Origin of the sequence: Halalkalibaculum sp. DA3122 (assembly GCF_043951865.1) — a bacterium.
Classification (GTDB): domain Bacteria; phylum Bacteroidota; class Rhodothermia; order Balneolales; family Balneolaceae; genus JAMQKA01.
The window spans coordinates 1-24,750 of record NZ_JBINJF010000001.1 but is presented as its reverse complement, the minus strand read 5'-3'; the positions used below and the strand labels follow the sequence as shown (position 1 = coordinate 24,750).

Below are 24,750 nucleotides of genomic sequence, written 5' to 3'. Positions count from 1 at the left end.
ATATGGAGTTAAACAGTGCGAATTTCGCCCTCTTTTTTCTTCAGCAGCTTATCCACGTTTTCGGTGTGTTTATCAGTTATACGCTGTATTTCCTCTTCTGCCTCATACCGGGCATCCTCGGAGAGTGATTCGTTTTTCACCGTCTTTTTGATTTCGTCATTCGCTTCTCTGCGGGTATTGCGTATGCTGATGCGGGCATCTTCTGCGATTTCACCACAACGTTTAACCAGCTCCTCCCGGCGCTCTTCGGTTAACATGGGCAGTGGAATACGAATGATATTCCCGTCGTTGTTGGGATTTAGTCCCAACCCGGCACTCATGATTGCTTTTTCGATATCTTCGAGGGCCGATTTATCATAGGGCTGTACGGTTAACAGCCGGGCTTCCGGGGCGCTTACGTTGGCCAGCTGGTTTAACGGGGTCTGGCTGCCATAGTAGTCGACTTTCACACCATCCAACAGCGAAGGTTGAGCCTTTCCTGCACGGACGTGCGATAGTTCTTTCTTAAAAAAATTGACCGTTTCATCCATCTGTTGATCAGCGTCGTCGATAATAGATTGTAGCTCCTGAGGTATCATAATACGCACTTATGTAAAATTTGGGTTGATTGATGCCGTGTGCCAGTGCAGAAGGCAGCTAAGGAATTTAAAAAAACTGGTTCTTTTCACAAATTTTGCTTCCCCAGAAAATGCAAGCTTGGTAGCTGCGGATGTTGGAATCGCCTGTTCCTTCTGCCCGGCAAGTCCGCACGAAAGATGGATAGGGTTTGTTTTGCAAAGCCCTCAATACCAGAACCTTTACAAGCCCTTTAGTTAATCAAAGAGAAATAGATGATAAAGCGAGTATTGACCAAAACGATTATACCAGGAAAAAGAGGAAATAAGTGGCTTATGGGCCTACTCCTGATCCCAAACCACTTTGGTGCCTACTTTTTCGTCCCCCACCACCACTTTTTTGAGATTACCCGGCACATTCATGTTAAAGACGATGATCGGGGTATGATTTTCGCGGCAGAGCGTAAAGGCCGTAAGATCCATAATGTCGAGCCGCCGGTCGAGTACCTCGTTTCCTGTAATAGTGTGAAACTTTTCGGCATCGGGATTTTTTTCCGGGTCTGAGTCAAAGATACCGTCCACCCGCGTGCCTTTCAGTATCACATCCGCTTCTACCTCGATGGCCCGTAGTGAGGCTGCAGTGTCGGTGGTAAAATAGGGGTTGCCGGTACCCGCCCCGAAGATAACCACGCGACCCTTTTCAAGATGGCGGATGGCACGACGGCGAATGTAGGGTTCGGCAATCTCCTCCATGCGAATAGCAGACATCAGCCGGGTATATACGCCGGATCGTTCAAGCGAATCCTGCAGTGCCATGCTGTTGATCATGGTCGCCAGCATGCCCATATAGTCTCCCTGCACGCGGTCCATGCCCTCAGTCGCCCCCTTGACACCCCGGAAGATGTTGCCCCCGCCGATGACGACACATATCTCAATATCCTCTTCATGCAGATTTTTTATCTCCTCGGCATACTGAGAGAGAATATTCCCGTCAATCCCGTGTCCCTGTTCACCTAGTAGCGCTTCACCACTCAATTTGAGTAAGATGCGTTGATATTTTTTTGCCACTGTCACTGAATTTGTTGTTTTGAAATCGTTTATATATAAAAAAAAGGTTACCGAATTGGTAACCTTTTTTGGAAAATCATGGGGGTCAGGAGTTCTCCCCGAGCTGTAGCCGGTGAAACGATTTCACCAGCGGTGCCTCATTTTGTTTCAGGTAATCCTGCACGGTGAGACTGTTGTCCTTGACAAATTTTTGTTCCAATAGTACATGTTCTTCATAAAACCGGCGAAGCTTGCCCTGCGCGGCTTTTTCGGCAATCTCTTCCGGTTTGCCTTCGTTCAGGAGCTGATCTTTGGCGATTTCGAGTTCCTTTTCAACTACGCTACTGTCAACGCCGTCGCGATTTACAGAGATCGGTTTCATCGCTGCAACCTGCATGGCCACATCTTTGGCCACCTCTTCATCGGCAATGTCGTCTTCGAATTCCACCAGCACGCCGAGCTGGTTGCCCGGGTGGATGTAGGAGACCAGCTGACCATCGGACTTGGCGAGAACAACGCGGGAGATCTTAATTTTCTCCCCGATTTTGCCGATCATGTCTTTGAGGTGATCGGCCACCGCGAGGCCGTCAATTTCAGTATCCAGCAGCTCTTCGACCGTCTCAATCTCTTCTTCGAACACCAGATCGACAAATGATTTTGCACGCGCCTGGAAATCCTCATTGCGTGCTACAAAATCTGTTTCGCAGTTGATCTCCAGGGCAGCCGCCTTGGTCCCGTCTTCACTGACCCGGGTCACAATAAGGCCCTGGTCGGCTTCCCGGTCGGCCCGCTTTTCGGAGAGTTTTTGTCCTTTCTTCCGTAGAATTTCGACTGCGCTTTCAAAATCGCCGTCTGATTCTTCCAGGGCGTTCTTGCAGTCCATCATGCCGGCCCCGGTTTGGTCTCTTAGTTTTTTTACGTCAGATGCAGAAATACTCATTTCTGTTGAGAATATTAAATTTTTGGGATTTTGTTTTTTTGTGAAGCCAGCAGCTTATTCTTCTTCGTCGCCGGCGTTTTCTTCAGTATCTGCAGCCTCAGCCTCTTCGTTGTCGCTGTCTTTGTCATCATTGTCGGCGGACTCGGAATCATCAGAAGATTTTCTTCGCCGGGTTCGGCGTTTCCGCTGGGTTTGCTCCGCCTTTTTAGCTTCTTCGGCGGCCTGTTCCAGCAGTTCTTCCTCATTTTGAGCTTCTCGCTCTGCGTTTCCTTCGATGATGGCGTCTGCAACCATGGAGGTTATCAGCTGAATCGTACGAGCCGAGTCGTCATTGCAGGGCACGATGTAATCAGGGATATCCGGATCGCTGTTGGTGTCAACCATCGCCACAATTGGTATATGCAGCTTGACCGCTTCTTTGACGGCAATATTTTCCTTGATTGTATCCACGATGAACACCGCACCGGGCAGATGATTCATGTTGGCGATTCCGCCGAGCGTCTGCTCCAGCTTGTCCTGCTCGCGCTCCAGCATCAGGGCTTCTTTTTTTGTCAGGTCCTCAAAAGTGCCATCCTTGCTCATCCGGTCGATCTCCTCCATCCGGCCGATGCTTTTCTTGACGGTGGAAAAATTGGTAAGCATACCGCCCAGCCAGCGATGGGTAACATAGGGCATGCCGCAGCGAATGGCTTCAGTTTTAACAATATCCTGGGCCTGTTTTTTGGTACCCACAAACAGGATGGTTTTACCGGCCCGTGCCAGCTTGGTGACTTCTTCGAGCGCATTTTGGAGGTATTGCTCGGTCTTTTTCAGGTCGATGATATGAATCCCGTTGCGCTCCATAAAGATGAATTCCTTCATCTTTGGATTCCATCGGCGGGTGAGATGCCCGAAATGGGCACCGGATTTCAATAGTTCTTCTAGATTGGGTGCAGTTGGCATAAATATAGTATGTGATTTCTATTTGAGTTAGTCCGCTACACAGGTCATTCCTGGCGCTAACCCAGCATCACATTTTCAGGTTGTGTGCTGAGCACTCGGCGCACGAGGTGCTGTGTATGTGTGATATTTTAGTTATTGGTTATCTGTTATTAGTTATTTGGTTGGAGTTGCCTGTATTGGAAACAGGGCTGTACTAATAACGAATAACCAGTCAACAAATAACAAATTACCGCTTGGAGAACTGGAATTTCTTTCGGGCTCCGGGCTGACCATACTTCTTGCGTTCGACCATGCGATCGTCGCGCGTCAGCAGGTCGTGCTCCTTCAAAATGGAGTGCAGCTCTTCGTCGTAATCATCGAGCGCACGGGCCAGCGCCAGCTGAATAGCTCCGGATTGACCGGTCATTCCACCGCCCCGGACGGTTACCTTGATGTCAAACTTGTCGTTGTTTTCGGTCAGCTCCAGCGGAAAAATTGCCAGGTTGCGATGAGCCCGGGTGTGAAAATAATCATCGAGCTCACGATTATTGACGATAAACTCCCCGTTCCCCGGCTGGATATAGAGCCGTGCTGTCGAGGTTTTACGTCTTCCTATAAAATTCTTTTGAGCCATAGTCCTAATTAGCTGTCGAGTTCAATTTTTTCAGGTTTTTGTGCGGTATGCGGATGCACGGGACCAGCATAAACCCGCAGGTTGGTAAGCAGCTTGCTTCCCAGGCGATTCTTGGGCAGCATTCCCTTGACGGCATTCTTGACCAGGAAGGTGGGATCTTTTTCCATGTATTCCTCTGCAGTGGTAAAACGCTCTCCGCCGGGATATCCGGTATGGCGGAAATACTCCTTTTGCTGCATTTTTTTACCGGTAAGCTTTACCTTTTCAGCATTGATAACAACAACATTGTCGCCGGTGTCCATGTGCGGGGTAAACTCCGGTTTGTGCTTTCCGCGCAACAACGTTGCCACCTTGCTGCTCAGTCGCCCCAGGGGCTGGTCTTCTGCATCCAGCAGAACCCATTCTTTCTCAATATCGCTGGGTTTTGCCGTGTATGTCTTAAAACTTGTAGTATCCACAATAATTCCAGATTAAATTGCTTTTTTGTGAAGTCTCGAAAAATAGGCTTCTTAAAAACAACTTGCAATGAAAAAATAGGAGATATATACAAACGCAGGCCAGAACATTGAGATTCCGGCAGAGAAGGTCCCGCTTGAACAGGGAAACGCGTCAAAAGAGGAATGGAAATTTAGGGCGTTCCACTACAAGATATTTTACAAAATTAGTCGTAAATTCAAGTGGCTGAAAACAAGCAGGAACAACAATAGAACACAAAAGACTCCAAGAATAACATGAGCGACAGTAACCTACTGAAGGAAACACGCCGAGAATTCGACACCGGTACCGGTAAAGCCCATCTGTATAGTCTTGAAAAGCTGGAGGATCTGGGGTATGGAAATGTCAACAAGCTTCCGTTCACCATCAAGGTATTGCTGGAGGCGGTATTGCGTGAATATGACGGATATGTAATTACCGAAGATGACATTGAAAGGCTTGCCGGTTATAACGCGGAAGATCCCGAGGGGGAGATCCCCTTCAAACCTTCGCGCGTGGTTCTGCAGGACTTCACCGGCGTTCCTGCTGTCGTTGACTTGGCCGCACTGCGATCGGCCATGAAGCGGATGGGGGGCGATCCCCAGTCTATCAATCCCCAGGTTCCGGTGGACCTGGTAATTGACCACTCCGTGCAGGTTGATGAGTTCGGGCAGGAGTACGCCTTTATGCACAATGTTGAGAAAGAGTTTGAGCGCAATCGTGAGCGGTACGAATTTTTGAAATGGGGACAGAAAGCGTTTGATAATTTCCGGGTTGTACCTCCGGGGCGCGGCATCGTGCACCAGGTAAACCTGGAATATTTGGCAAAGGGCGCATTTACAAAAGAAGATGAAGATGGCAACCTGATCGCCTATCCCGATACGCTCGTGGGAACCGACTCACACACTACCATGATCAATGGGCTGGGAATCCTCGGATGGGGTGTCGGCGGAATCGAAGCGGAAGCCGCGATGCTGGGTCAGCCTATCCACATGCTTATTCCCAAAGTTGTGGGAATGAAGCTGACCGGCCGCCTTCGTGAAGGGATTACGGCTACTGACTTGACACTCACCGTAACACAAATGCTCCGGCGGCACGGCGTGGTTGGCAAGTTTGTCGAGTTTTACGGGGATGGGCTCTCCAACATGAGTCTGCCTGACCGGGCCACAATCGCCAACATGTCGCCCGAATACGGGGCTACCATGGGGTTCTTCCCGATGGATGATGAGGCGATGCGCTATATGCGGCGCACAGGTAGAGCGGAAGAGCATGTAGAGCTGGTCGAACGCTACATGAAAGAGCAGGGCCTGTACCGAACCGAAGATACCGAAGACCCGGTATTTTCCGAGACGCTGGAACTTGATTTGGGAGAAGTCGAAACCTCTCTTGCTGGACCTAAATTACCTCACGATCGCATTACGCTGCCAAATATGAAGTCCACCTTCGAAAGCAGTTTGACCAGCAACGATCCTACGATGGGCTTTAACCTTGCACAAGATCAGCTGGCAAATAAAGGGATATTCAAAAACGGGCGTGAAGTGGAGATGAAACATGGCGATGTGGTTATTGCCGCCATCACCAGCTGTACGAACACTTCCAACCCGAGCGTAATGCTGGGCGCGGGCATTGTGGCTAAAAAAGCCTATGAAAAAGGGCTGCAGGTTCCGCCCTATGTTAAAACGTCGCTGGCTCCGGGATCGCGTGTGGTTACCGATTACCTCGAAGAAGCGGGACTCACAGATTATATGAACAAGCTCGGGTTTAACCTGGTCGGGTATGGATGCACAACCTGTATCGGGAACTCCGGTCCACTGCCGGAAGCGGTCGAAGCGGCCGTCAAAGATGGCGAGCTGATTGTCGCTGGAGTTCTTTCAGGAAATCGGAATTTCGAGGGACGTATCCACCCGTATGTTAAAGCCAACTACCTGGCTTCACCACCGCTGGTTGTGGCTTACGCGCTGGCCGGCACGGTAGATATTGACCTGGAAAATGAACCGCTCGGAAAAGATAAAGAGGGCAACGATGTGTACCTGAAGGATATCTGGCCCACCTCCGATGAAATTGCCGAGCATCTTGACAGCGCCATTCGTCCCGAACTGTTTAACAAGCAGTATGGCGACATCTTCAAGTCAGAAGAGTGGGATAAGATTCCGGTCGGCGGCGGAGAGCTGTACGAGTGGAAGGAGGAATCCACCTACATCCAGGAGCCACCGTTCTTTATGGATATGGGAGAAGATCCCGACCCGATCACACCAATTGAAGGGGCGCGTGCGCTGGTCAAGGTCGGGCAGTCGATTACGACCGACCATATTTCCCCGGCAGGTAACATCAAAAAGGAAAGTCCGGCCGGACAGTACCTGATTGAGCACGGCGTGGAAGAGAAAGATTTCAACTCTTACGGGTCGCGTCGCGGCAACGATCGGGTAATGACCCGGGGGACGTTTGCAAACGTCCGCTTCAAAAACCAGCTTGCTCCGGGCAAAGAGGGGGGATACACCAAGTACTTCCCGGATGATGAGATTACAACCATCTATGATGCGGCTACACGATACAAGAAGGATGGCACGCCGCTGATCGGGCTGGCCGGCAAGGAGTATGGAACCGGATCTTCGCGGGACTGGGCTGCCAAAGGCACAATCCTGCTGGGAGTGAAGGCTGTAATAGCCGAGTCGTATGAGCGGATCCACCGCTCCAACCTGGTGGGGATGGGCGTCTTGCCGCTTCAGTTTAAAGAAGGCGAATCGGCCGACAGCCTCGGGCTCGACGGCTCAGAAGTCTTTACCATACAGGTAAATGATGACCTGCAGCCACGCCAGGAGGTAGCCGTTGAAGCTAAACATGCAAACGGGAAGGTGACGAAGTTTAGCGTGATGAACCGAATCGATACCCCCGTGGAAATTGATTACTACCGCAATGGGGGTATATTGCATTATGTGCTGAGGCAGTATTACAAAAGCGAAGAACAGCAGTCCGGCTGATTAAGGCGTAATACGGTATATTTGCAAGGCCCGGCCAGTCAAAGCCGGGCTTTTTTAAAGCTTTCATCTATTATTAGTATTTTTATAAGTACTTGATATTTTTAGGTTTTACCGGGTTTTTTTAGATTGTTTTATTGGTAGGATCTTTTAATACGAAATCATTTACCTTACGGCAACCTAGCGGGAAAAAGTATGGAAAAGGAACTCGATAGCCAGGCTTTTCAAAAAATAGATCTACAGGATCAACCCAGAGAGAGTTTACAGTTACTGCTGGAAACGATTGAGGGGATAAACCGCACCGTCGAGTTGAAATCACTTCTTGCCGAGAGCATGGAGGCCACTCGTATCGTTATGCGTACAGAAGCCAGCTCGCTTATGCTGCTCGACCAGAGTACCGGGGAACTGTTCGTCAGCTTGCCGACCGGCCCGGTAAAAGAGGAGATCAAGGGCAAAAGCATTCCCAAGCACAAGGGAGTCGGGGGCTGGGTGGTGGAAAACAGGGAGCCGTTCCTGTCGAACAATGTGGAGGAGTCGGAGGTGTTCTGGGGAGATCTGGCAGAGGATTTCAATACCAGGAACATCCTGTGTGTACCGCTTATCTCCAAGGATGATGAAGTGATCGGGGTATTGCAGGCGATCAACCGGCGCCAAAATGAAGAGTTTACGCCGCACGATATCCCGGTTTTCCAGGCCCTCGCCTCTCATGTTACGGTAGCGATCGAGCGGTCCCGCCAGATCGAACGCCTCCACTCCCGGCTAAAGGAGAAAGAGGTAATGCTGACCGAGACGCATCACCGGATCAAGAACAACCTGAGTGTTATCGCGGGTCTTATCGAGATGGAACTGCCTTCGGTAACAGATGCGGATGCCAAGGAGGTGCTGCAGACGACCTACACCCGCATTCAGTCGATGATGAGGGTGCATGACCTGCTTTGTGAAAAGGGGCTGTTTAAAGATATTGAGCTGGGGTTTTATCTTAGACAACTGACGGAGCAGATTGAGAGAACACTGGGCGACATGCCAAAAGATATTGCCATAGACCTGAAGGCCGAAAATATCCATATTTCTGCCAATAAGGCGTTACTCTGCGGGATCGTCCTAAATGAGCTGCTGGTTAATATTTTTAAACACGGGTTCAAGGATCTTGACCACGGAAAAGTAACGGTCGACCTGTATAAAGAATCTGAAGAGGTCAACCTGAGCATCTCTGACAATGGCGTGGGCCTGCCCGATGATTTTGAAGTGAGGAGCAGTAAAACAATCGGGATGTGGATTATTGATGTGATGCTAAAAAAGCTGGATGGAAACCTTGAATTTGAAAACCAGGATCAGGGATCTCATTTCCATATGTCTTTTCCCGCCGAAGGCTGATCACGATGTATTCTTCTGCTTAACTATGTTCACAGTTCTGGTCGCTCAAACCATGTTAAATGGGCCACTTATCCAGCCCGCGCATCGTAAACACCTGTGCCATCAGCCGTTTGAGTGGGGTGTTAAGCATCAGCCAAACCAATCCGTTTTTGGGATACGGAAATAGTGAACTCCTCCCAAGCCGCATGTTGAGCTCGGCACGCCGGGCCGCCTTCCGGGCCGCTCTTCTCCTGGATGCACTGTATTGTTCACCCTGTTCAGCAGGATCTGCCTTGCCGGTAATCATTTTTTTCAGGTGACCGGACAGGGCGTGGGCATCGAACCAGCCCAGGTTCATGCCCTGCCCGCCTATGGGACTGATAATGTGGGCGGCATCTCCTGCCAGAAAAATGCGGCGGTTGGCCATCGGGTTGGCGAGATATTTTTGGACTCCAAAACTGCTTAGCATGTAATTGGTCGTACCACTCAGCTCATGGTTGATCCGCCGCCGTATCATGGTTTCGAGCGTCGTTCGATCCGGCGATGGGATAAAATGATCCGTTTTTACCACCCAGCGGCGCCGCTCCCGTCCCAGCGGGAAACTTTCGATTAAGCCGGCGCTGTGGAGAAATATTCCGGCGGCATTTCCCAGGTCGGTGTTGTCAGAGAAGTCTCCCATGACATAGGTATCGGGATACTGCTTGCCATCGAAGGAGAACCCCGCCGCGTTTCGGACAAAACTGTTGTTGCCATCGCAGCCCACCAGCAAATTGCAGCGTATTGAACAGGACTGCCCGCCACGCCCCTCTGACTGGATGGAAAGATCAACGGAGGTTCGGTTCTGTTTGAGTCCCGCTAGCCGGGCTCCGCGGACCAGGCACCGGGGATCAATGTTGTTTAGTTTATTTTCCAGCAGCTGTTCGGTTTTGTACTGCGGCAGGGAGAGTACAAAGCGATATGGGCCCGGGCAGCTTTCGAACGAGAGTACGCCTAATTTTTTGTGATCACTCCATGCCATTCCCCGCCTGATCTTGATTCCCTCCTCGATCAGTGGATTTGCCAGGCCGATTTCTTCCATCAGCTCCAGTGAAACGGGATGTATACCCAGTGACCGGGAGTGGGTGATCCGCGAAGTTCGTTTTTCAAGGACAACACAATCGATATTCCGAAGGCGAAGTAAGATGGCCAGGAACAGCCCGACGGGACCTCCACCGACTATGGCAACCGGGTACGCTTTGTTGAGTTTATTCATGCTCATAAGTCAGAAGCAGCCGATAGGGAAAAAGAGAATGCACCTGCCATCCCTCAGGCACACTTTTTTCCAGCTCTTTATGGGTATAACTTCGCTTTATCGAGGTCAGGCCATCTTCGGTGATAAAAGAGTTCCTGAACAGGGGACGAGAAAGCAGGTTGAACAGGAGGTACCCGATATCACTGCGTTTGATATCGTTAAACAACACCCTGTGTCTGCACAATATACGGGCCTCGTGGAGTACCGTTCGCACCTGGTTCGCTTCCAGGTGGTGGAGCAGGTGGTTGGAAATGACGAAATCATAGCGCACTTTTCGTGCTGCCATCGCAGTGGAGGAAGCCAGCCGAAAGGAGACCGTGTCGGGGGCATTGAGCTCCCGGACAAATTCGAACGCACGGTCATCGGTTTCGATGGCAACGATCCGTGGGGTGATATTGTCGTTGGCGCACCACCTGGCGAGTGTTATCGGGATATCTCCGCCGCCAAAACCGATATCCAGGATGCTGCATGAACGCCCGTGCGAAAGGGCATAAGGGCGAATGTACTTTTTATAGATAGACTTCCACCGGGAAACAAGCCGGTTGATGAGGCGAAACTGCCGGTAGGTATTGAAGAGTGTATCACGATCGCACAGGGGGTCATCCATCCGTTCTTGGGTATGCAGGTCTCGTTCCTTGAGATATAGCGGCATGTTTTCTCTATCCCTTCTGTTTGAGGAAAAGTCCGCTTTCTACCGTCAGTCCGGGGCCAAAGGCCATGCCAAGCACTGATTCCTTCTCTTGCTGCATCGGTTGTTCCAGCAGGTGCTTGAGTACAAATAAAATCGTGGCGCTGCTCATGTTGCCGTATTCGGCCAGTACCGATCGGGAGGAGGCTAGTTGTGTCGGCCGGATTCCGAGGTTCTGTTCCACCTTGTCCAGGATAGCGCGGCCCCCGGGGTGGATCGCCCAATGGTCGATCTGTTGCAGATCGATGTTATAGGTCTTCAGCAGGGGTTCCAGAGAAGAACGCAGGTTCGATTCAATAAGCTCCGGGACATAGGTTGAAAGGATCATGTCAAACCCGGTGTCCCCGATGGTCCACGCCATATCCTTCTCACTCTGCTCAATGATGGAGGTTGCAAAATTATCTATCTCAAAAGTGGTTTCCTCTTTTCGTGGAGAACGGGCACTGACAATGGCACCGGCTCCACCGTCGGCAAAAACAGAAGCAGAGATCAGGTTGTCGGTATCTTGTGACCGCTGAAAATGGAGGGTACAAAGTTCCAGGCAGATGATCATGACCACTGCGTTTTCCTGTGCCTCACAAAATGACTTTGCCATCTTGAGGGCCGGAAAGGCGGCAAAACATCCCATAAATCCCAGGTGAAAACGCTGCGTTGAAGGATTCAGCTGAAGCTGTTTGACAATTTCGTAGCCGGGTCCCGGCGCGAAAAAACCGGTGCAGGAAACCGTTATCACATGCGTGATGTCACCGGCCTGTAGCTGCGGGTTTTCCCCGATCAGTGAACGGGCCACATCCACAAACAACTTTTTGGCGTGTTTGGTATACAGCTGATTCCGCGTGCCGGTAGAGGGTGCCGCCAAAGATCCATCTTGCTGAAAGAAAAGGCGTGGATCTCCGTTGGCATTGAAATCATTAACTACGGTATGTCGCTTGTCGATGCCTGACTGGGAGTAGATGCGGTGGATGATACTGCGCGTGACCCGATCCCCATCCACATACTCCTTCATTTTATCGCGCAGAAAATCCTGTTGATAAATTTGTTCGGGTACCGTGGTAGCAATATTCTGGATAAATGCAGCCATATTGATTGGATAAGAAGTAATAAGTAACGAGTAAGATCGGGTTTATCAAATGATTACTACTTACTCGTCAACGTTAGATAACCCTGGGTTATGTAATTTTTACCACCTGCCACATTAATTTAGTATAGGAATACATAGGCTTTTAACGAAACATTGGCATGGAAGGTTCTCTCCAGGTGCTATTTTGTGAGATAGTGAAACCGCAGGTTGTGCAGGATGCCCGCAATACTGAGCCCGGCGATGAGCCCCATCCACAGTCCCTGGGGACCAATTTGCTGTATGATGCCCAGGTAGTAGCCGAGTGGAAGCCCCACAATCCAGTAGGAGATGAGGTTTACGTACATCGGTATTTTGGTGTCTTTGAGTCCACGCAGGGCACCAAATCCACCGACTTGCAGACCATCAGAGATCTGGAAGATGGCAGCCATGTAAAGAAGTTCCACGGCAACAGACTGGACTGAAGAATCATCAGTGTAGATTCCGGTAATAAGCTCCGGAAAAGTGAACATGAGAAGGGCCGTAAAGCTCATGAAGATGACGCACATCCCCACCCCGAGGAGCCCGCGTTTGCGAGCCTCGGCAAAGGAGCGGGCGCCGGCCGCATTACCCACCCGCGTGGTGATGGCCGTGGCAAGCCCGAGGGGAACCATGAAGGTCATGGCTGCAAAATTGATGGCGATCTGGTGCCCGGCTACCGTATGCGTCCCCAGCGTTCCCATCAGCAGGCTGACGACCGCAAACATGGTAACCTCCATCGCCGAGCTTATCCCGATGGGCACTCCTACCGATAACACCTCTTTCAGGTAGCTCCACTCGGGCAGCTTGAAAGAACTGAACAGTTCAAACCGTTTGAAGGTATCAAATGTGGCAGTAAATAGGAGCATGCAGCCAAACATCACAAATGCAACCAGCGAGGAAGCATAACCGCAGCCAACGGCACCCATTTCCGGGAACCCGAGCTTGCCATACATCAACACGTAGTTGCCCGCGATATTTACAAATACGCCCACCAGGGCAAAGTACATGCCCGGCCGGGTAATGGAGAGTCCTTCACTAAAAAAACGAAGAGCCATATAGGCGAAGATGGGAAACACCCCCCAGGAGATGGCGTCGAGATAACCGAGGGCTACGGGGATTATTTCCGGGGTGACATTCATCAGGGACATTAATACGCCCAGGTTCCGGATGATAAAGAAAAAAGGGAGTGCCAGTATTTGGCTGAGCCACAATCCCTGCCGCACATTTCGCCCGATATCACCGAAATTCCGGGCGCCCCTCAGTTGAGCTACAATAGGAGTGAGGGCCATGAGCACGCCCGCTGCCAGCATAATGAAGGGGAAATAGATGGCTCCCCCAACCGCAATGGCTGCCAGGTCTTGTGCGGAGAGATTCCCGGCCATGACAGTATCCACAAAATTCATTGACATTTGCAGAAGCTGCGCTATGATGACCGGTCCCCCGATCATGAGCGTTTTGGAGACTTCACTCCTTAAATTCTGTTGATTTGGCCAGATTGAAGAGATCAAAATATCACGGAAAGCTGTGCAGTTTTAACGAACGCACATGGTAGGAATATCAGAGCGAAAAAGGAAGGATCGGGGAAATTTAACTGGAGGACACGGAGTTTTTCAGTATAAATGTGCAATCGAATGTTGGTGGTGTGCCCAATGAGGTCCCTGTTGTAGAAGGGGAAATGAGCCCGTTATTTTTTCCAGAGCGGGAGTTTGATTACAAAGGTGGTCCCCCTGCCCTCAATCGAGGCAAAGGTGATGGAGCCGTCGTGTGCCTCAATAATTTTTTTACTGATCGCCAATCCCAGCCCGGTTCCGCTGGATTTGGTGGAAAAATTTGGAACAAATATTTTGGACTTGTCCTCTTCGGAAATGCCGTTCCCGTTGTCCTCGATCTCAATGAATGCACTGCCTTGCCTGATATAGCTTTTTATGGTAATTCTGCCTCCGCCGTCCGGCATCGCCTCAAAAGCGTTTTTTACGAGGTTTATGAATACGCGCCTGAGTTCGTCCGCCACGCCGCTTACGTGGATTGAGTAGCCGGTAAGCTGCATTTCGATCTGGGTTTTCTCATCCTGCTGGTAGAGGTCAGCCACAGAGTGCAGAATAGAGTTTACATCGATCCTGGAGAATTCCTGGTCTATCGGTTTGGAGAATTTGGAAAAATCGGAGGCTATGTTGTTGAGGGTTTGAATCTGTTCGGTCAGGTTCCCCGTTATTTTTTTTATGCTGGAGGTAAGCTGGTCGAGATCCTGCGTGCCGTTGGCCAGTTGGCGCTCCAGGTGTTGAATATTGAGCTTCATCGGCGTGAGCGGGTTCTTTATTTCGTGGGCCACCTGCTGGGCCATCTCTTTCCAGGCCGCTTCGCGCTCGGCGATAGCCAGCTCGTTGCGCACCTCTTTGAGTCGTTCCACCATTTCGTTGTAGGCCCCGGCCAGCAACCCGATCTCATCCTCCGACTTGACGGGAATTTTTGTGTCCAGCTTGCCTTCTGAAATCTTGTTGAGTCCCTCCTGGATGGAGCGCAGGGGCTGGGTCACGCGTTTGGCAATCATCGTGGTGGCGAGGATGAAAATTCCAAACGTGAACAGGTAAAAGACAACAAGGTAGCTGGTGGTCTCCAGGAGCTGCTGGTCATATTTCGGTGACTCCAGGAACGTGGGAATGGCTACAGCCCCAACGGGATCGCCCTCTTCCGAAAGCAGGGATTGGTAGCCGATAAGCAAATTTTGTGAAGCCAGCTGAACAGTACCGGTAACCTGGCTTTTCTGACGCAGGTACAGATCGTTGTATACATCAAAGGGCAGCACAGAGGGCAATAAATTTTGTTGATAGATCTGGGGCGTGGTAGATTCCGCCAGCAGTTTGTCTTTGTAGTAGGCGGCATCCACGTTTAACGGGGCTACCAGGGGCTGCATCGAAAAACTGGTGCTCAAACCAATACGATCGATGGAATCGATATTGGTTTGAGCTGCGGTAGCCAGCTTGTCTAGCTTTTCAAACAGGTCCTGGCGTACAATTTCTTTATTCTGGGTGTGAATGGCGTAATGCGTGGTAGCGATCAGCAAGCCGAGAAACAAGAGGGTGGCAATCAGGAAGCTGTCAAAGATCCGGTATTCAAATCGTTGATTAGAGTGTCTCAGGGCCGCTCTTCCAGCAGTAACCAGGAGGTAAAGAGGGATAAAAATCAGCCCGACAAGAAGCACAGAAAAACTGAACCGGAAGAAGGCAAAGAGCTTGTTGTTGGTATTTGGGTACACGCTGTTGCCCTTCAGCACGCTATCCCGGCCGGTCTGAACCAGTACGTTGCGGTAGGTCTGCTGGAATTCGCTGCTTGAGTAGAAGAGTACGGAGTCTGAGGACAGGGCGTTCAGTTCGGCATCCCGGAGCGTATGAAAACGAGGGAAATGACCAGCCAACCCATGCTTGGCGGTATGGACAAGCGCCCCTTCCTGGTATTCAAGGACTACGTAGGAGTCATCCCAGTTGGTATAAGTGAGCGAGGCGAGCACGGCACGGATCGGCTTGTTGAAGTCGGGATGTTCGCGGTAGACCGAACAAAGGATCCAGGCGATCTGCTCGTCGCTGTCAGGGCTGAAAATGGGGATCCACCCACGGTAGAAGGTTTCGTAGCGATCGCTGTTTTCCAATTCCGGCAATTGAACGATGGGTCGGTTGTTGGACTTGCTGATCCGTTCGATTTCAGTGACCGCCGACAGGTCACTCATGTCAAAAACTGTTGTCCAGTTTGGGGCGTTTAAATCGGTGGAGTAATCCGCAATTAGTTCTCCGGATGGCCTGATCAGCTGAACGTTGAACGAGTAGCTCCTGAGCCGGGGAGTCAGCGCCTGTTCAATTGTCTGCGTAAATCTCGATTGCAGGAACGGGATGCGTTCACCCAGGTCACTGGGGGTGGTACCCCTGAAGTGATTTTCGAGGGTGACAAGCATCTGCCGGGTTGCCTGCCGGGCCGTCGTATCTTCCTTGCCATGATAGGAACGGACGCGTTCGAGCAAATCGTTGTCCATTCTCACAAACTGCGCATTTTGCAGGACAGGATAACAGGCCAGTGTAACAAGGAAGGTTCCCAGGGTCGTGGCTCTTATTACAGAAAAAGAAGCGGGAAAATAGGAAAATCGGGCACGGAATGCGGAAATAACCAACACCCCGGTAAATATGGCAAGCGATAACCAGGTGGCCCAGTTTAACGAGATGGCGTCGGGCAGGTATAACTGCAGGAACATCAGCCCGATAAAAAAACTGAAAAATGCGATGATCAACACCAGCTTGTAGGGCCCGGATTCCACTTTTAACAGAACATATCCCAGTCCGGCCAGTGCATAGATAACGGCATAAAACAGCAGGGCCAGGCTGATGTAGACAACAAATGTTTCAAGTGAAGGAAAGATTTGCAGATCAAAGAGCGAAATATCGATCTGGATCAGCAAGCGGTAGCTTTCATATATGATGCCCGTTATAAATCCAACCCCGGCAAGACCAAACACCGCCGCACTGAACATGGTGCGTATAAAGTTGGAGTCATCGAATGATTCAATTTTATGGTATAGCGAACGCACAACGGCTTCTGCAGTCAAAAAAAGGAATATACTCTCCCGGGCCAGCAGTATAATATTCAGCTGAGAGGAGCCCCCGTTTTCGGAAATGTTGAGGAACCATTGTTCAGGAATATGGAGGGCCCTGAACAGGAGCCATGATCCTACAATAATTAAAAGGCGGAGGGCGGCCGCACTCCACGAGCGACGGGGGCTCAGCCGGCGATACAGCAGTATCATGATCGCGATATAGGCAATGACGCCCAGAAGAGATCGCCAAAACCAGGCTTTTTCTTGCCACTGCTGATCTGTTTGCCCGTATATGCCGGGCGGAATGTAGGCTACCCCGACTGAATCCCGGCTTTGGGTAGACAACACGCGGAATCCGAGTGCAGAGTCGGGGAAAGTCTCAAAAAAAGAGAGTTCAGCCGGGTACTGCAGCGAGAGCTCTTGTTCGGCAAGCAGGTCAAATTCATGGCTCTCACCTATAGGCAGGGCGTTGGTCTGCCTGATTCTCTGGGTTGTCAACAGTTCATATTCGACCGCACCACTGCTGTCTTCCACGGCAAAAGGAATGCGACACAAAAAGGAGATAACGTTATTCTGTTTGATCACATCCACAAACGGCCCGTCTCCGGCAGAAGCGGGAATAAACTCGCCGGGATAGCTGGATAGCGAAAATCCGCTCCAGACCTGGGGCACACCGGCATCGTTAAAAAGCGTTGTTCCCCAAAAGGATGAATACTGTTTTACGAGCTGGTAAAGGGCCTGCCGGTTGGCCCCGGCCTGCAATTGGGCTTCGAGTTGTTCTGCAAGGGACTGACTTCGATCCAGTAGCTGGTTGTGCCGTTCGTTATAACGGTCAACCGCTTCGGTCAGGCTGCTTTTGTAGCTGATATTCTCGGTTGGTGGGTAGGGCTTGATATGGTAGAGCCACCCCTCGAGGAGTAAAAGCAGGCAGAGGAGTCCCCCGGCTACAGCTAACAGGGTGCGAAGACTGTATACACGTTTCTGTTTTTCCATTCCATAATGTAGTAAAGAATGGAAATATGGGGTGATTTTAATCCTGAATCAAGTTTGGTATTTCCTCATCAGGAGTTCCTTCAAGCACGCCGATGATGGCATTGGCCGCAAGCATTCCGATCGCTTTGCGTGTCTCGTGCGTGGCGCTTGCGATATGGGGCGTTAACACACAGTTGGGAGCGGAGAGCAGGTCGGGATGGACTTCCGGTTCTTCTTCAAAAACGTCGAGGCCTGCTCCCCCTATGGTACCGTTATGGAGGGCTTCGGCCAGGGCGGCTTCATCGACCACCGGACCTCTTGCGGTATTGATAAGCAGGGCGTGGTCAGGCATTCGCTCGAGCATCCCGGCATCGATGGCGTGATGCGTTTCATCAGTAAGCGGGCAATTGAGGCTGAGCACATCCGCCTGTTCAACCAGGGTGTCCAGTTCGGGAATAAATTCAGCTTCCAGCTTCTGTTCGGTTTCCTCGTCCACGCGGCTTCGGTTGTGATATGTGATATGCATCCCAAAAGCGCGGGCCCGCCGGGCAACTGCGGTGCCAATGCGCCCCATCCCGAAAATACCCAGGGTTTTGTCGTTCAGTTCCATTCCCAAAAAAGCGAGGGGGTCCCACCCGTCAAATTTACCGTCGTATAAAAATTGCTGGGCGTCCACGATTTTTCGAGCCACCGCCAGCATCAGGGCCATTGCACAGTCCGCACTCGATTCACTAAGTACGCCGGGCGTGTTGGCTACTTTTACTCCTTCCTGCCGCGCGGCCTCAACATCGATGTTGTTATAGCCGACCGCATGATTTGCCACAATCTTTAGCCGGGATCCCGCGCGCAGCACCCGTTCGGTTACAGGACAAGAGAGCATCGGCAGGAGTGCGTCAAATTCGGGGATCGCCTGAACAAGCGTTTCCTCATCACTGTATTGGCCGCGAGTTCCCACGACTACCTCGTAATGCTCTTCAAGTTTTTCGATTACAGAATCTACGATCGGTTCGGTAATGAGGATGCGGTACGACATGAAATATTATTGGGTTAAGGAGTAATCTGTTCCGTTAATGTTGACGACGCGGGCTTCCCGGAGTACGGGTTCGGGAATTTTTCGATAGATAAATGAAAAAGCGACCAATGCCTGGGTACAAGCCTGATCAGGATTTCGCCAGGTACTCAGTGATAATGAAATTGTGTCGGCCCGGGTCTGGAAATCAGCCTCACCAATGCTTGTGCAACCATCGGGAAAAGCCCCTAAAACGAGCAGAGAAAGCCGATCATCCGACTCATACACCTGTACTGAATCGATATAAACCGTCGATTCAACCGTATTTTCAAGATCGGCAGCCGGTTTCAATTCAACCTGGTTGGAATAGGCTTCTGGAATCGAGTTTTTTGTGTGTGAAGAGCCGCAGCCGAGCAGCAAAACCACGAAAAGTGGAATAAAAGACAAACCAAATTTGAACATGTATTACTCGCTGTCTTCGACTCTTGTGACTTCAGCATCATTCCACATTCGTTCGAGTGCATAGTAATCGCGAAGTTCTTTTTTGAAAATATGGACCACCACATTCACGTAGTCAAGAATCACCCACCGGCGAGAGTCGCGTCCCTCTTCCTTCCAGACCGCTTCTCCCAGTTTTTCTTTGGTAGCCTGCAGCACGTTGTTGGCCAGTGCCTTGATCTGTACATCGGAGGAGGCGTGACATACCACAAATTTATCAGTCAGGGTGGTCAGCTCGTGGACATCCAGAATAGTGATTTCCTCTCCCTTTTTTTCGAGAAGTGCATCCGTGATAACGGTTGTCAGCTGGTCGGTATCAGCTGTCTTGGAAGAGTTTACCGCGGTAAACTGTTGCTCATCTTTCTTCGTTCGGGCGTTTTGGGTCATATGGTCATTGTATGGTTAGTGATTGATAGTCGGAGCCGATTACGACAGTGGCATCCAGGTAAAAATCATCAGAAGCTTCAATAATGATGTTTTTTTCTTCGATGCCGAGTGCTTCTGCAACACGCTGTGCATTTTCTTTGTTGAAAGTACGCGCTACGACAATGGTTTCCTCAAGATCAAAGTTTTCAAAATTTCCGGTTTCAACTACATCAAATCCGTTTTTGCGCAGGAGTGAGGTAAAATCATTGGCCAGCCCGGAAACACCGCAGCCGTTCAGTACCTCTATTTGGATAATATCTCCTATCAGCTCGGCTGTTTGTTCTGAACGTTGATTTTCAATGCGTGGAAAAAGAACGCGGGTTCCGAGAGCTATAAGCAGGATAACCAACAGCAGGCTCAGGAAACCAATAACTGCATTCAGGGCCAGATTGTTATCGGTATCGGGTTTTGTCATGCGCTCTCGGCAAGCAGGCTAATTGGGATGTTAATATCTGTTGTATCCAAAAGGATTATAAGGATTTCCCCCGTATGGTGAATAGAAAGAACCGGGATGCTGCTGAAATTGAATGGTAATATGGCTTTTCTCGCTCAGCTGGTAATTAAGGGCGGCATTCCGAATGACGATATCAGCCCCGAGCTGATTGTTGGTGTTGGAAAATCCCTGCCCAAACGGGGAGTGCATCAGTGAAATGTCGAGCTCCCCCGTCAGCCGGTCCGAGAAAAAGAAATCCATGCTGTTGGTGTAGGCGTTTACATTGCGGTATTGGCCGCCCATGCTCATAAACGACATCGAATAAGAGTGACTCATTTTCATGTTGAACAGGTTCGACCAGTTCCCGGCCTCGCTGCGCTGTTGCTGCACCAGCGGTCCCGTAAAATCCTGGTTATGTTCCTGGTCCCTGAACTGTCCATAAGCGGTTATGGCAGAAATAACAAAAAGAGAGAGCGTAAAAGCGATTGCTAAACCTGTGGTTTTCATAAATCGATGATTTTAAAAGTGCTGTCCTTGCGAGTATACTCGTCAACGTAATGCAGTAACATTTAATTATAACAAAGAGTTGCAGAATTGGAAAGAGATTGATGTACTTTTGGAAAAAAAATGTAAGTGTATGGTACTTCCGGAAAATAACGTGTTGTGGCACCAGGTAAAGGGCCTTGCTGGTAGATGGCAGTTAAAATTTTTCAACGCCTTCCTAAGCACAAAGTACTGTTCTTGCTGTTTCAGGTGCAAGAGCAGGACGCTTTTGGGAACGCAAAGGTGTGGAGAGGTCGACCTGCCGATCATATACGTTTTTTTATTAATAATTGGCCAAGCGGGAAACAGGTTTGCCGGGGTCAGAGAATACGTTAGAGAATGGAAAAGGCAATAGATGTTTCGCTCTGAAGAACGAGTGCGGAGGTGGAGGGATTCGAACCCCCGGAACCGTAAAACGGCTCAACGGTTTTCGAGACCGCCCCATTCGACCGCTCTGGCACACCTCCGACGGGGAATAGAAAACTTGTCCTGGCAGATAAAATGGAGTATATTTACAGGCTTTCAATCTTCGGAAGATAAAGGTAATTCAACTCAAATAAAAGTCCGCTGTTAAAGAATGAAATTAACTGATTTTAAGTTTGAAACTGATGAATTCAATGTTCCTGAGGAACCTGTTGAGCCAAGAGATGCAGCTAAATTGATGGTTCTCAATCGGGAAGACCAGTCGATCAAACATGAGACATTTGCTGATATCCACAAGTATTTGAACGAAGGAGATGTATTAATTTATAATGATACCAAGGTTTTTCCAGCCCGCCTCAAGGGAAAAAAAGAGAAGACGGAGGCCGATATCGAGGTTTTCCTGTTGCGCGAGTTGATGCCGGAAAACAAGCTCTGGGATGTGCTGGTTGAACCTGCGCGGAAAATTCGGATCGGGAATAAACTCTATTTCGGGGAAGATTTGATGGCCGAGGTGATCGACAACACGACCTCGCGCGGGCGTACGATCCGGTTCCTTTTTGAGGGAACCAACGAAGAGCTGTATGCAAGGCTGGATGAAATCGGGGAAATGCCGCTTCCACCCTATATCGAGCGGGATCCCGTAGAGGAGGACAAGGAGCGCTATCAAAGTATTTTTGCCAAGGAGCGAGGGGCCGTGGCGGCGCCTTTTGCGGCCATGCACTTTACGCACGAACTGGTGGAAAAGCTCGAGGACAAAGGAGTTGAACTGCTTCCAATAACGCTGCATATCGGCTGGGGAACGTTCAGGCCGGTTGAGGTTGAAGACCTTACGAAGCACCGGATGGACTCAGAAAACTACTTTATTTCCGAAGAAACCTCTGCCAAGATTAATGAAGCGCTACAGAGCAAGGATAAAAAAGTGGTTGCCTGCGGCACAACGTCTGTACGGACCATCGAAACAAGTATCACTGCCAGTGGAATCTCAAAGCCGAGCACGGGGTGGACCGACAAGTTCATTTATCCTCCCTACGACTTCAAGATCACGGAAGCTGTAATTACCAATTTTCACCGGCCGGAGTCTACCATGTTGATGCTTGGAGCCGCGTTTGCGGGCTACGATTTTCTCATGGAAGCGTATGAAGAAGCCCAGGAAAAGGATTATCGTTTCTTCGCCTTCGGAGATGCAATAATAATTCTATAGCAGTGGATTCTGTTGCACTGATTATTCCGGCTGCGGGATCGGGGGAGCGGCTGAATCGCACCACTGCCAAACCGTTTATCAGTATTGCGGGAAAAACGATCCTGGAGCACACCATCACCCGGTTTGTCCCGCTGTCTCAGGTTCGGCAGATAGTGGTGGCTACCACCACCGAGTATGAGGATGTCGCCCGCTCGATCCTGAAACGCTCGCTGCCTGAAAATATCAGCTACGTCTGCGTGCAGGGAGGCACAGAGCGGCAGCATTCTATTTATAACGCTTTGAGGCAGACAGCAACTGTCGATTTGGTCGCTGTGCACGATGCTGTTCGCCCATTTGTCACCCAACAGGTGATTGGGCAATGTATCAAGGCGGCTTCGGAGATTGGCGGAGCTATCGTCGGGGTGCCTGCAAAAGATACGATCAAGAAAGTGGATGAAAGCCAGCTCGTCACGGAAACGCCGGACCGACGTTGGTTGTGGCAAACCCAGACGCCCCAGATTTTTAAAAAACACGTTTTACTGGAGGCCTATGAAAGTGCTTTTAAAGAGGGTTTTATCGGGACGGATGATGCCTCCCTGGTGGAGCGGAGCGGGTACCCCGTAAAGATGGTGAAGGGCGATCGTGATAACTTTAAAATTACCTATCCTGTTGATCTGAAACTGGCCAGGCTGTTATTGGAGGAAAAAGGAAAATGAAAGATATACGAGTCGGTCATGGATACGATGTGCACAAGCTGGTGAGGGGGCGCCCGTTGGTTGTTGGCGGCGTCACTATTCCCCATGAAAAGGGGCTGGCCGGGCATTCCGATGCCGACGTACTGCTTCACGCTGTATGCGACGCCCTGCTGGGAGCGGCAGCCCTGGGCGACATCGGGCAGCAGTTTCCCGATGATGACGCCTCATTTAAAGATATTGACAGCCGTATTTTGTTGCGAAAATGCCGCGCACTGCTGCAGGAGCAACAGTTTTACGTCAGTAATGTGGATGCCACCGTCGTCGCAGAGCGTCCCAGGTTGGCTCCCCATATCACCGAGATGAGGCAGAACGTGGCCGAAGATCTGGAATCGTCGATTGGTCGGATATCGGTCAAGGCCACAACGTCGGAAGGGCTCGGTTTTGAAGGGATGGAAAAGGGCATGTCGGCATACGCAACCGTGCTGATACTTAAAGAATGATTTATGCTTGAAGAGTTTACACAAGATTTGATCCAGTGGGTTAAGGTCCTGCCGCCGATAAGTATCTACGCGGTATTTTTTGTTGTAGCGTATGTCGAAAATGTACTGCCTCCCATACCCGGCGATCTGCTGGTCGCATTTGGGGGATACCTTGCCGCCGAAAATATTATTCACCTGGTGCCGGTTTTGTTACTTACAACCGTCGCATCGGTCATTGGATTTATGACAATGTACTGGCTGGGAAGCCACTGGGGTACTCAAATTCAGCAGCAGCGTGAACGGTTCTGGATCGTAAGATTTATTCCGGTAGAGTATGTCGAAAAAGTAAGGCACTGGATGCAACGGTGGGGCCAGGGGGTAGTGTTGGCCAACCGCTTTCTGGCGGGGACCCGTTCAGTGATTTCACTCACAGCCGGCATATCGCACACACCGGTTATCCCGACCGTAGTAAGTTCTACGATAAGTTCTGTTTTGTGGAATTCAATCCTGCTCGGCTTTGGATGGATTGTCCATGAGAACTGGCGCATCATCGGAGAGTATCTGGGCATTTACAGTAGAATCATACTGGGAATTATTGCCGTAATTATTCTTATAAAAGCTGGTATGCACTATTTTAGGAAGAAAAAAAATGTCAAAAGTGATGTGTAGGTGGGAGTAAAATTTTTCGTAAAATTAATGTTGACAAAAAAAGAAACGGTTCTTAGTTTTCGAGTCTTTCGCTTAGACGTTGATAGGAGTCTGGGCTGAACCCGAAAAATGCTGTGTTCCTGTTCGGTTGAAAAGGCGGTACTGTCTTTTCAATATATTGCATTGCATGGTGTTTTTTTTCTTGTTTTATGTATGAATAAGATAGTTGGATCAGTATTTGTTAATTAAGATTTTTTGAGTTCCAACATAAGCCAGCGTAGCTCAGGGGTAGAGCAGCTGTCTTGTAAACAGCCGGTCGTCGGTTCAAATCCGGCCGCTGGCTCATGTTGGCGCCAAAGCGTCTTGTTTTTTTTGACATGTTGAAACCGATTGGGGGGATACCAAAGTGGCCAACTGGGGCAGACTGTAAATCTGTTGGCGTGAGCCTTCGTAGGTTCGAATCCTACTCCCCCCACAGTACGAATTGGTGAATGATTGAATGTGATGAAGTTTTCCATCATTCATTGATTCAATCATTCAATAATTTCAGAAGCGGGCGTAACTCAATTGGTAGAGTGTCACCCTTCCAAGGTGAATGTTGCCGGTTCGACTCCGGTCGCCCGCTCTTTGAAAATCATTTTGCTGCAGTTAAGCCGTTATAGCTCAGGGGTAGAGCACTTCCATGGTAAGGAAGGGGTCGTCGGTTCAAATCCGACTAACGGCTCATACGCTGTTGCCAGCTCGGTTCAACTTTAGAACGTTTGTATTAATAAACATTTAACGCAAGAATATTAATCATGGCAAAAGAAACCTTTCAGCGAACGAAGCCGCATGTAAACATAGGAACGATAGGTCATGTGGATCACGGCAAGACGACCCTGACGGCGGCCAT

General features: G+C 50.0%; 23 protein-coding genes and 5 tRNA genes. 11 read left to right on the top strand and 17 right to left on the bottom strand.

The window, feature by feature from the left end:
* Positions 1-8: 8 nt before the first annotated feature.
* The 6 genes from frr to rplM all read right to left on the bottom strand — a co-directional run bounded on the left by frr (position 9) and on the right by rplM (position 4,554).
* Positions 9-578 (bottom strand): ribosome recycling factor, encoded by a 570-nt coding sequence (frr, locus tag ACG2F4_RS00140; protein WP_395257050.1) that lies wholly within the window; start codon positions 576-578, stop codon positions 9-11.
* Between the two features lie 318 nt (positions 579-896).
* Complete coding sequence (pyrH, locus tag ACG2F4_RS00135; RefSeq protein WP_395257048.1) at positions 897-1,622, bottom strand: UMP kinase; 726 nt, start codon at positions 1,620-1,622, stop codon at positions 897-899.
* 85 nt (positions 1,623-1,707) lie between these two features.
* Positions 1,708-2,541 carry a translation elongation factor Ts gene (gene tsf / locus ACG2F4_RS00130; RefSeq protein WP_395257046.1) on the bottom strand — a complete coding sequence of 278 codons (834 nt, stop codon included), beginning with the start codon at positions 2,539-2,541 and terminating at the stop codon, positions 1,708-1,710.
* 54 nt (positions 2,542-2,595) lie between these two features.
* Entirely contained in the window at positions 2,596-3,483 is an 888-nt protein-coding gene (gene rpsB, locus ACG2F4_RS00125) for a 30S ribosomal protein S2 (protein ID WP_395257044.1), read from the bottom strand.
* Between the two features lie 226 nt (positions 3,484-3,709).
* The gene (gene rpsI, locus ACG2F4_RS00120; protein ID WP_395257042.1) at positions 3,710-4,096 is read right to left on the bottom strand and encodes a 30S ribosomal protein S9; all 387 of its coding nucleotides are present in this window, start codon (positions 4,094-4,096) and stop codon (positions 3,710-3,712) included.
* Between the two features lie 8 nt (positions 4,097-4,104).
* On the bottom strand, positions 4,105-4,554 hold the full coding sequence (rplM, locus tag ACG2F4_RS00115) for a 50S ribosomal protein L13 (RefSeq protein WP_395257040.1): 450 nt from the start codon (positions 4,552-4,554) through the stop codon (positions 4,105-4,107).
* A 273-nt stretch (positions 4,555-4,827) separates the two neighbouring features.
* Here rplM and acnA point away from each other — a divergent pair, with 273 nt between their 5' ends.
* Together acnA and ACG2F4_RS00105 are read left to right on the top strand one after the other, a co-directional pair.
* Positions 4,828-7,548 (top strand): aconitate hydratase AcnA, encoded by a 2,721-nt coding sequence (gene acnA, locus ACG2F4_RS00110; protein ID WP_395257038.1) that lies wholly within the window; start codon positions 4,828-4,830, stop codon positions 7,546-7,548.
* Between the two features lie 192 nt (positions 7,549-7,740).
* Entirely contained in the window at positions 7,741-8,919 is a 1,179-nt protein-coding gene (locus ACG2F4_RS00105; RefSeq protein WP_395257036.1) for a histidine kinase dimerization/phosphoacceptor domain -containing protein, read from the top strand.
* Between the two features lie 55 nt (positions 8,920-8,974).
* Here the strand turns inward: ACG2F4_RS00105 and ACG2F4_RS00100 are convergent, their stop codons facing one another.
* The 11 genes from ACG2F4_RS00100 to ACG2F4_RS00050 all read right to left on the bottom strand — a co-directional run bounded on the left by ACG2F4_RS00100 (position 8,975) and on the right by ACG2F4_RS00050 (position 20,900).
* Positions 8,975-10,156, bottom strand: a complete 1,182-nt coding sequence (locus tag ACG2F4_RS00100) for an FAD-dependent oxidoreductase (protein WP_395257034.1) — start codon at positions 10,154-10,156, stop codon at positions 8,975-8,977.
* Positions 10,143-10,841 carry a methyltransferase domain-containing protein gene (locus ACG2F4_RS00095; protein WP_395257032.1) on the bottom strand — a complete coding sequence of 233 codons (699 nt, stop codon included), beginning with the start codon at positions 10,839-10,841 and terminating at the stop codon, positions 10,143-10,145. Before ACG2F4_RS00095 ends, ACG2F4_RS00100 begins: the two co-directional genes overlap by 14 nt.
* A 7-nt stretch (positions 10,842-10,848) precedes the next feature.
* Positions 10,849-11,958, bottom strand: coding sequence for a type III polyketide synthase (locus ACG2F4_RS00090; RefSeq protein ID WP_395257030.1), 1,110 nt, complete (start codon positions 11,956-11,958; stop codon positions 10,849-10,851).
* 179 nt (positions 11,959-12,137) lie between these two features.
* Positions 12,138-13,484, bottom strand: coding sequence for an MATE family efflux transporter (locus tag ACG2F4_RS00085; protein ID WP_395257028.1), 1,347 nt, complete (start codon positions 13,482-13,484; stop codon positions 12,138-12,140).
* A 176-nt stretch (positions 13,485-13,660) separates the two neighbouring features.
* A complete protein-coding gene (locus ACG2F4_RS00080; protein WP_395257026.1) occupies positions 13,661-17,545 on the bottom strand; it encodes an ATP-binding protein in 3,885 nt (1,294 codons plus the stop codon).
* Between the two features lie 37 nt (positions 17,546-17,582).
* The gene (locus ACG2F4_RS00075; protein WP_395257024.1) at positions 17,583-18,557 is read right to left on the bottom strand and encodes a 2-hydroxyacid dehydrogenase; all 975 of its coding nucleotides are present in this window, start codon (positions 18,555-18,557) and stop codon (positions 17,583-17,585) included.
* A gap of 6 nt (positions 18,558-18,563) precedes the next feature.
* The gene (locus ACG2F4_RS00070; protein WP_395257022.1) at positions 18,564-18,980 is read right to left on the bottom strand and encodes a hypothetical protein; all 417 of its coding nucleotides are present in this window, start codon (positions 18,978-18,980) and stop codon (positions 18,564-18,566) included.
* A gap of 18 nt (positions 18,981-18,998) precedes the next feature.
* The gene (rsfS, locus tag ACG2F4_RS00065; protein ID WP_395257020.1) at positions 18,999-19,418 is read right to left on the bottom strand and encodes a ribosome silencing factor; all 420 of its coding nucleotides are present in this window, start codon (positions 19,416-19,418) and stop codon (positions 18,999-19,001) included.
* A 4-nt stretch (positions 19,419-19,422) separates the two neighbouring features.
* Positions 19,423-19,872 carry a LytR C-terminal domain-containing protein gene (locus ACG2F4_RS00060; protein WP_395257019.1) on the bottom strand — a complete coding sequence of 150 codons (450 nt, stop codon included), beginning with the start codon at positions 19,870-19,872 and terminating at the stop codon, positions 19,423-19,425.
* A gap of 30 nt (positions 19,873-19,902) precedes the next feature.
* Entirely contained in the window at positions 19,903-20,397 is a 495-nt protein-coding gene (locus tag ACG2F4_RS00055; protein ID WP_395257017.1) for a hypothetical protein, read from the bottom strand.
* Between the two features lie 415 nt (positions 20,398-20,812).
* Positions 20,813-20,900, bottom strand: a tRNA-Ser gene (locus ACG2F4_RS00050).
* A gap of 110 nt (positions 20,901-21,010) precedes the next feature.
* Here ACG2F4_RS00050 and queA point away from each other — a divergent pair.
* The 9 genes from queA to ACG2F4_RS00005 form a co-directional block, all read left to right on the top strand.
* Positions 21,011-22,057: a tRNA preQ1(34) S-adenosylmethionine ribosyltransferase-isomerase QueA gene (queA, locus tag ACG2F4_RS00045; RefSeq protein WP_395257016.1), complete on the top strand. Its 1,047-nt coding sequence runs from the start codon at positions 21,011-21,013 to the stop codon at positions 22,055-22,057.
* A gap of 2 nt (positions 22,058-22,059) precedes the next feature.
* Positions 22,060-22,752 carry a 2-C-methyl-D-erythritol 4-phosphate cytidylyltransferase gene (gene ispD, locus ACG2F4_RS00040; protein ID WP_395257014.1) on the top strand — a complete coding sequence of 231 codons (693 nt, stop codon included), beginning with the start codon at positions 22,060-22,062 and terminating at the stop codon, positions 22,750-22,752.
* Entirely contained in the window at positions 22,749-23,231 is a 483-nt protein-coding gene (gene ispF, locus ACG2F4_RS00035; RefSeq protein WP_395257012.1) for a 2-C-methyl-D-erythritol 2,4-cyclodiphosphate synthase, read from the top strand. Before ispD ends, ispF begins: the two co-directional genes overlap by 4 nt.
* Positions 23,232-23,234: 3 nt before the next feature.
* Positions 23,235-23,879: a DedA family protein gene (locus tag ACG2F4_RS00030; protein ID WP_395257010.1), complete on the top strand. Its 645-nt coding sequence runs from the start codon at positions 23,235-23,237 to the stop codon at positions 23,877-23,879.
* 250 nt (positions 23,880-24,129) lie between these two features.
* Positions 24,130-24,201, top strand: a tRNA-Thr gene (locus tag ACG2F4_RS00025).
* 49 nt (positions 24,202-24,250) lie between these two features.
* Positions 24,251-24,333, top strand: a tRNA-Tyr gene (locus tag ACG2F4_RS00020).
* A gap of 77 nt (positions 24,334-24,410) precedes the next feature.
* A tRNA-Gly gene (locus tag ACG2F4_RS00015) sits at positions 24,411-24,483 on the top strand.
* A gap of 27 nt (positions 24,484-24,510) precedes the next feature.
* Positions 24,511-24,582, top strand: a tRNA-Thr gene (locus ACG2F4_RS00010).
* A gap of 73 nt (positions 24,583-24,655) precedes the next feature.
* The coding region (locus ACG2F4_RS00005) for a GTP-binding protein (protein WP_395257691.1) at positions 24,656-24,750 on the top strand (95 nt) is incomplete at its 3' end.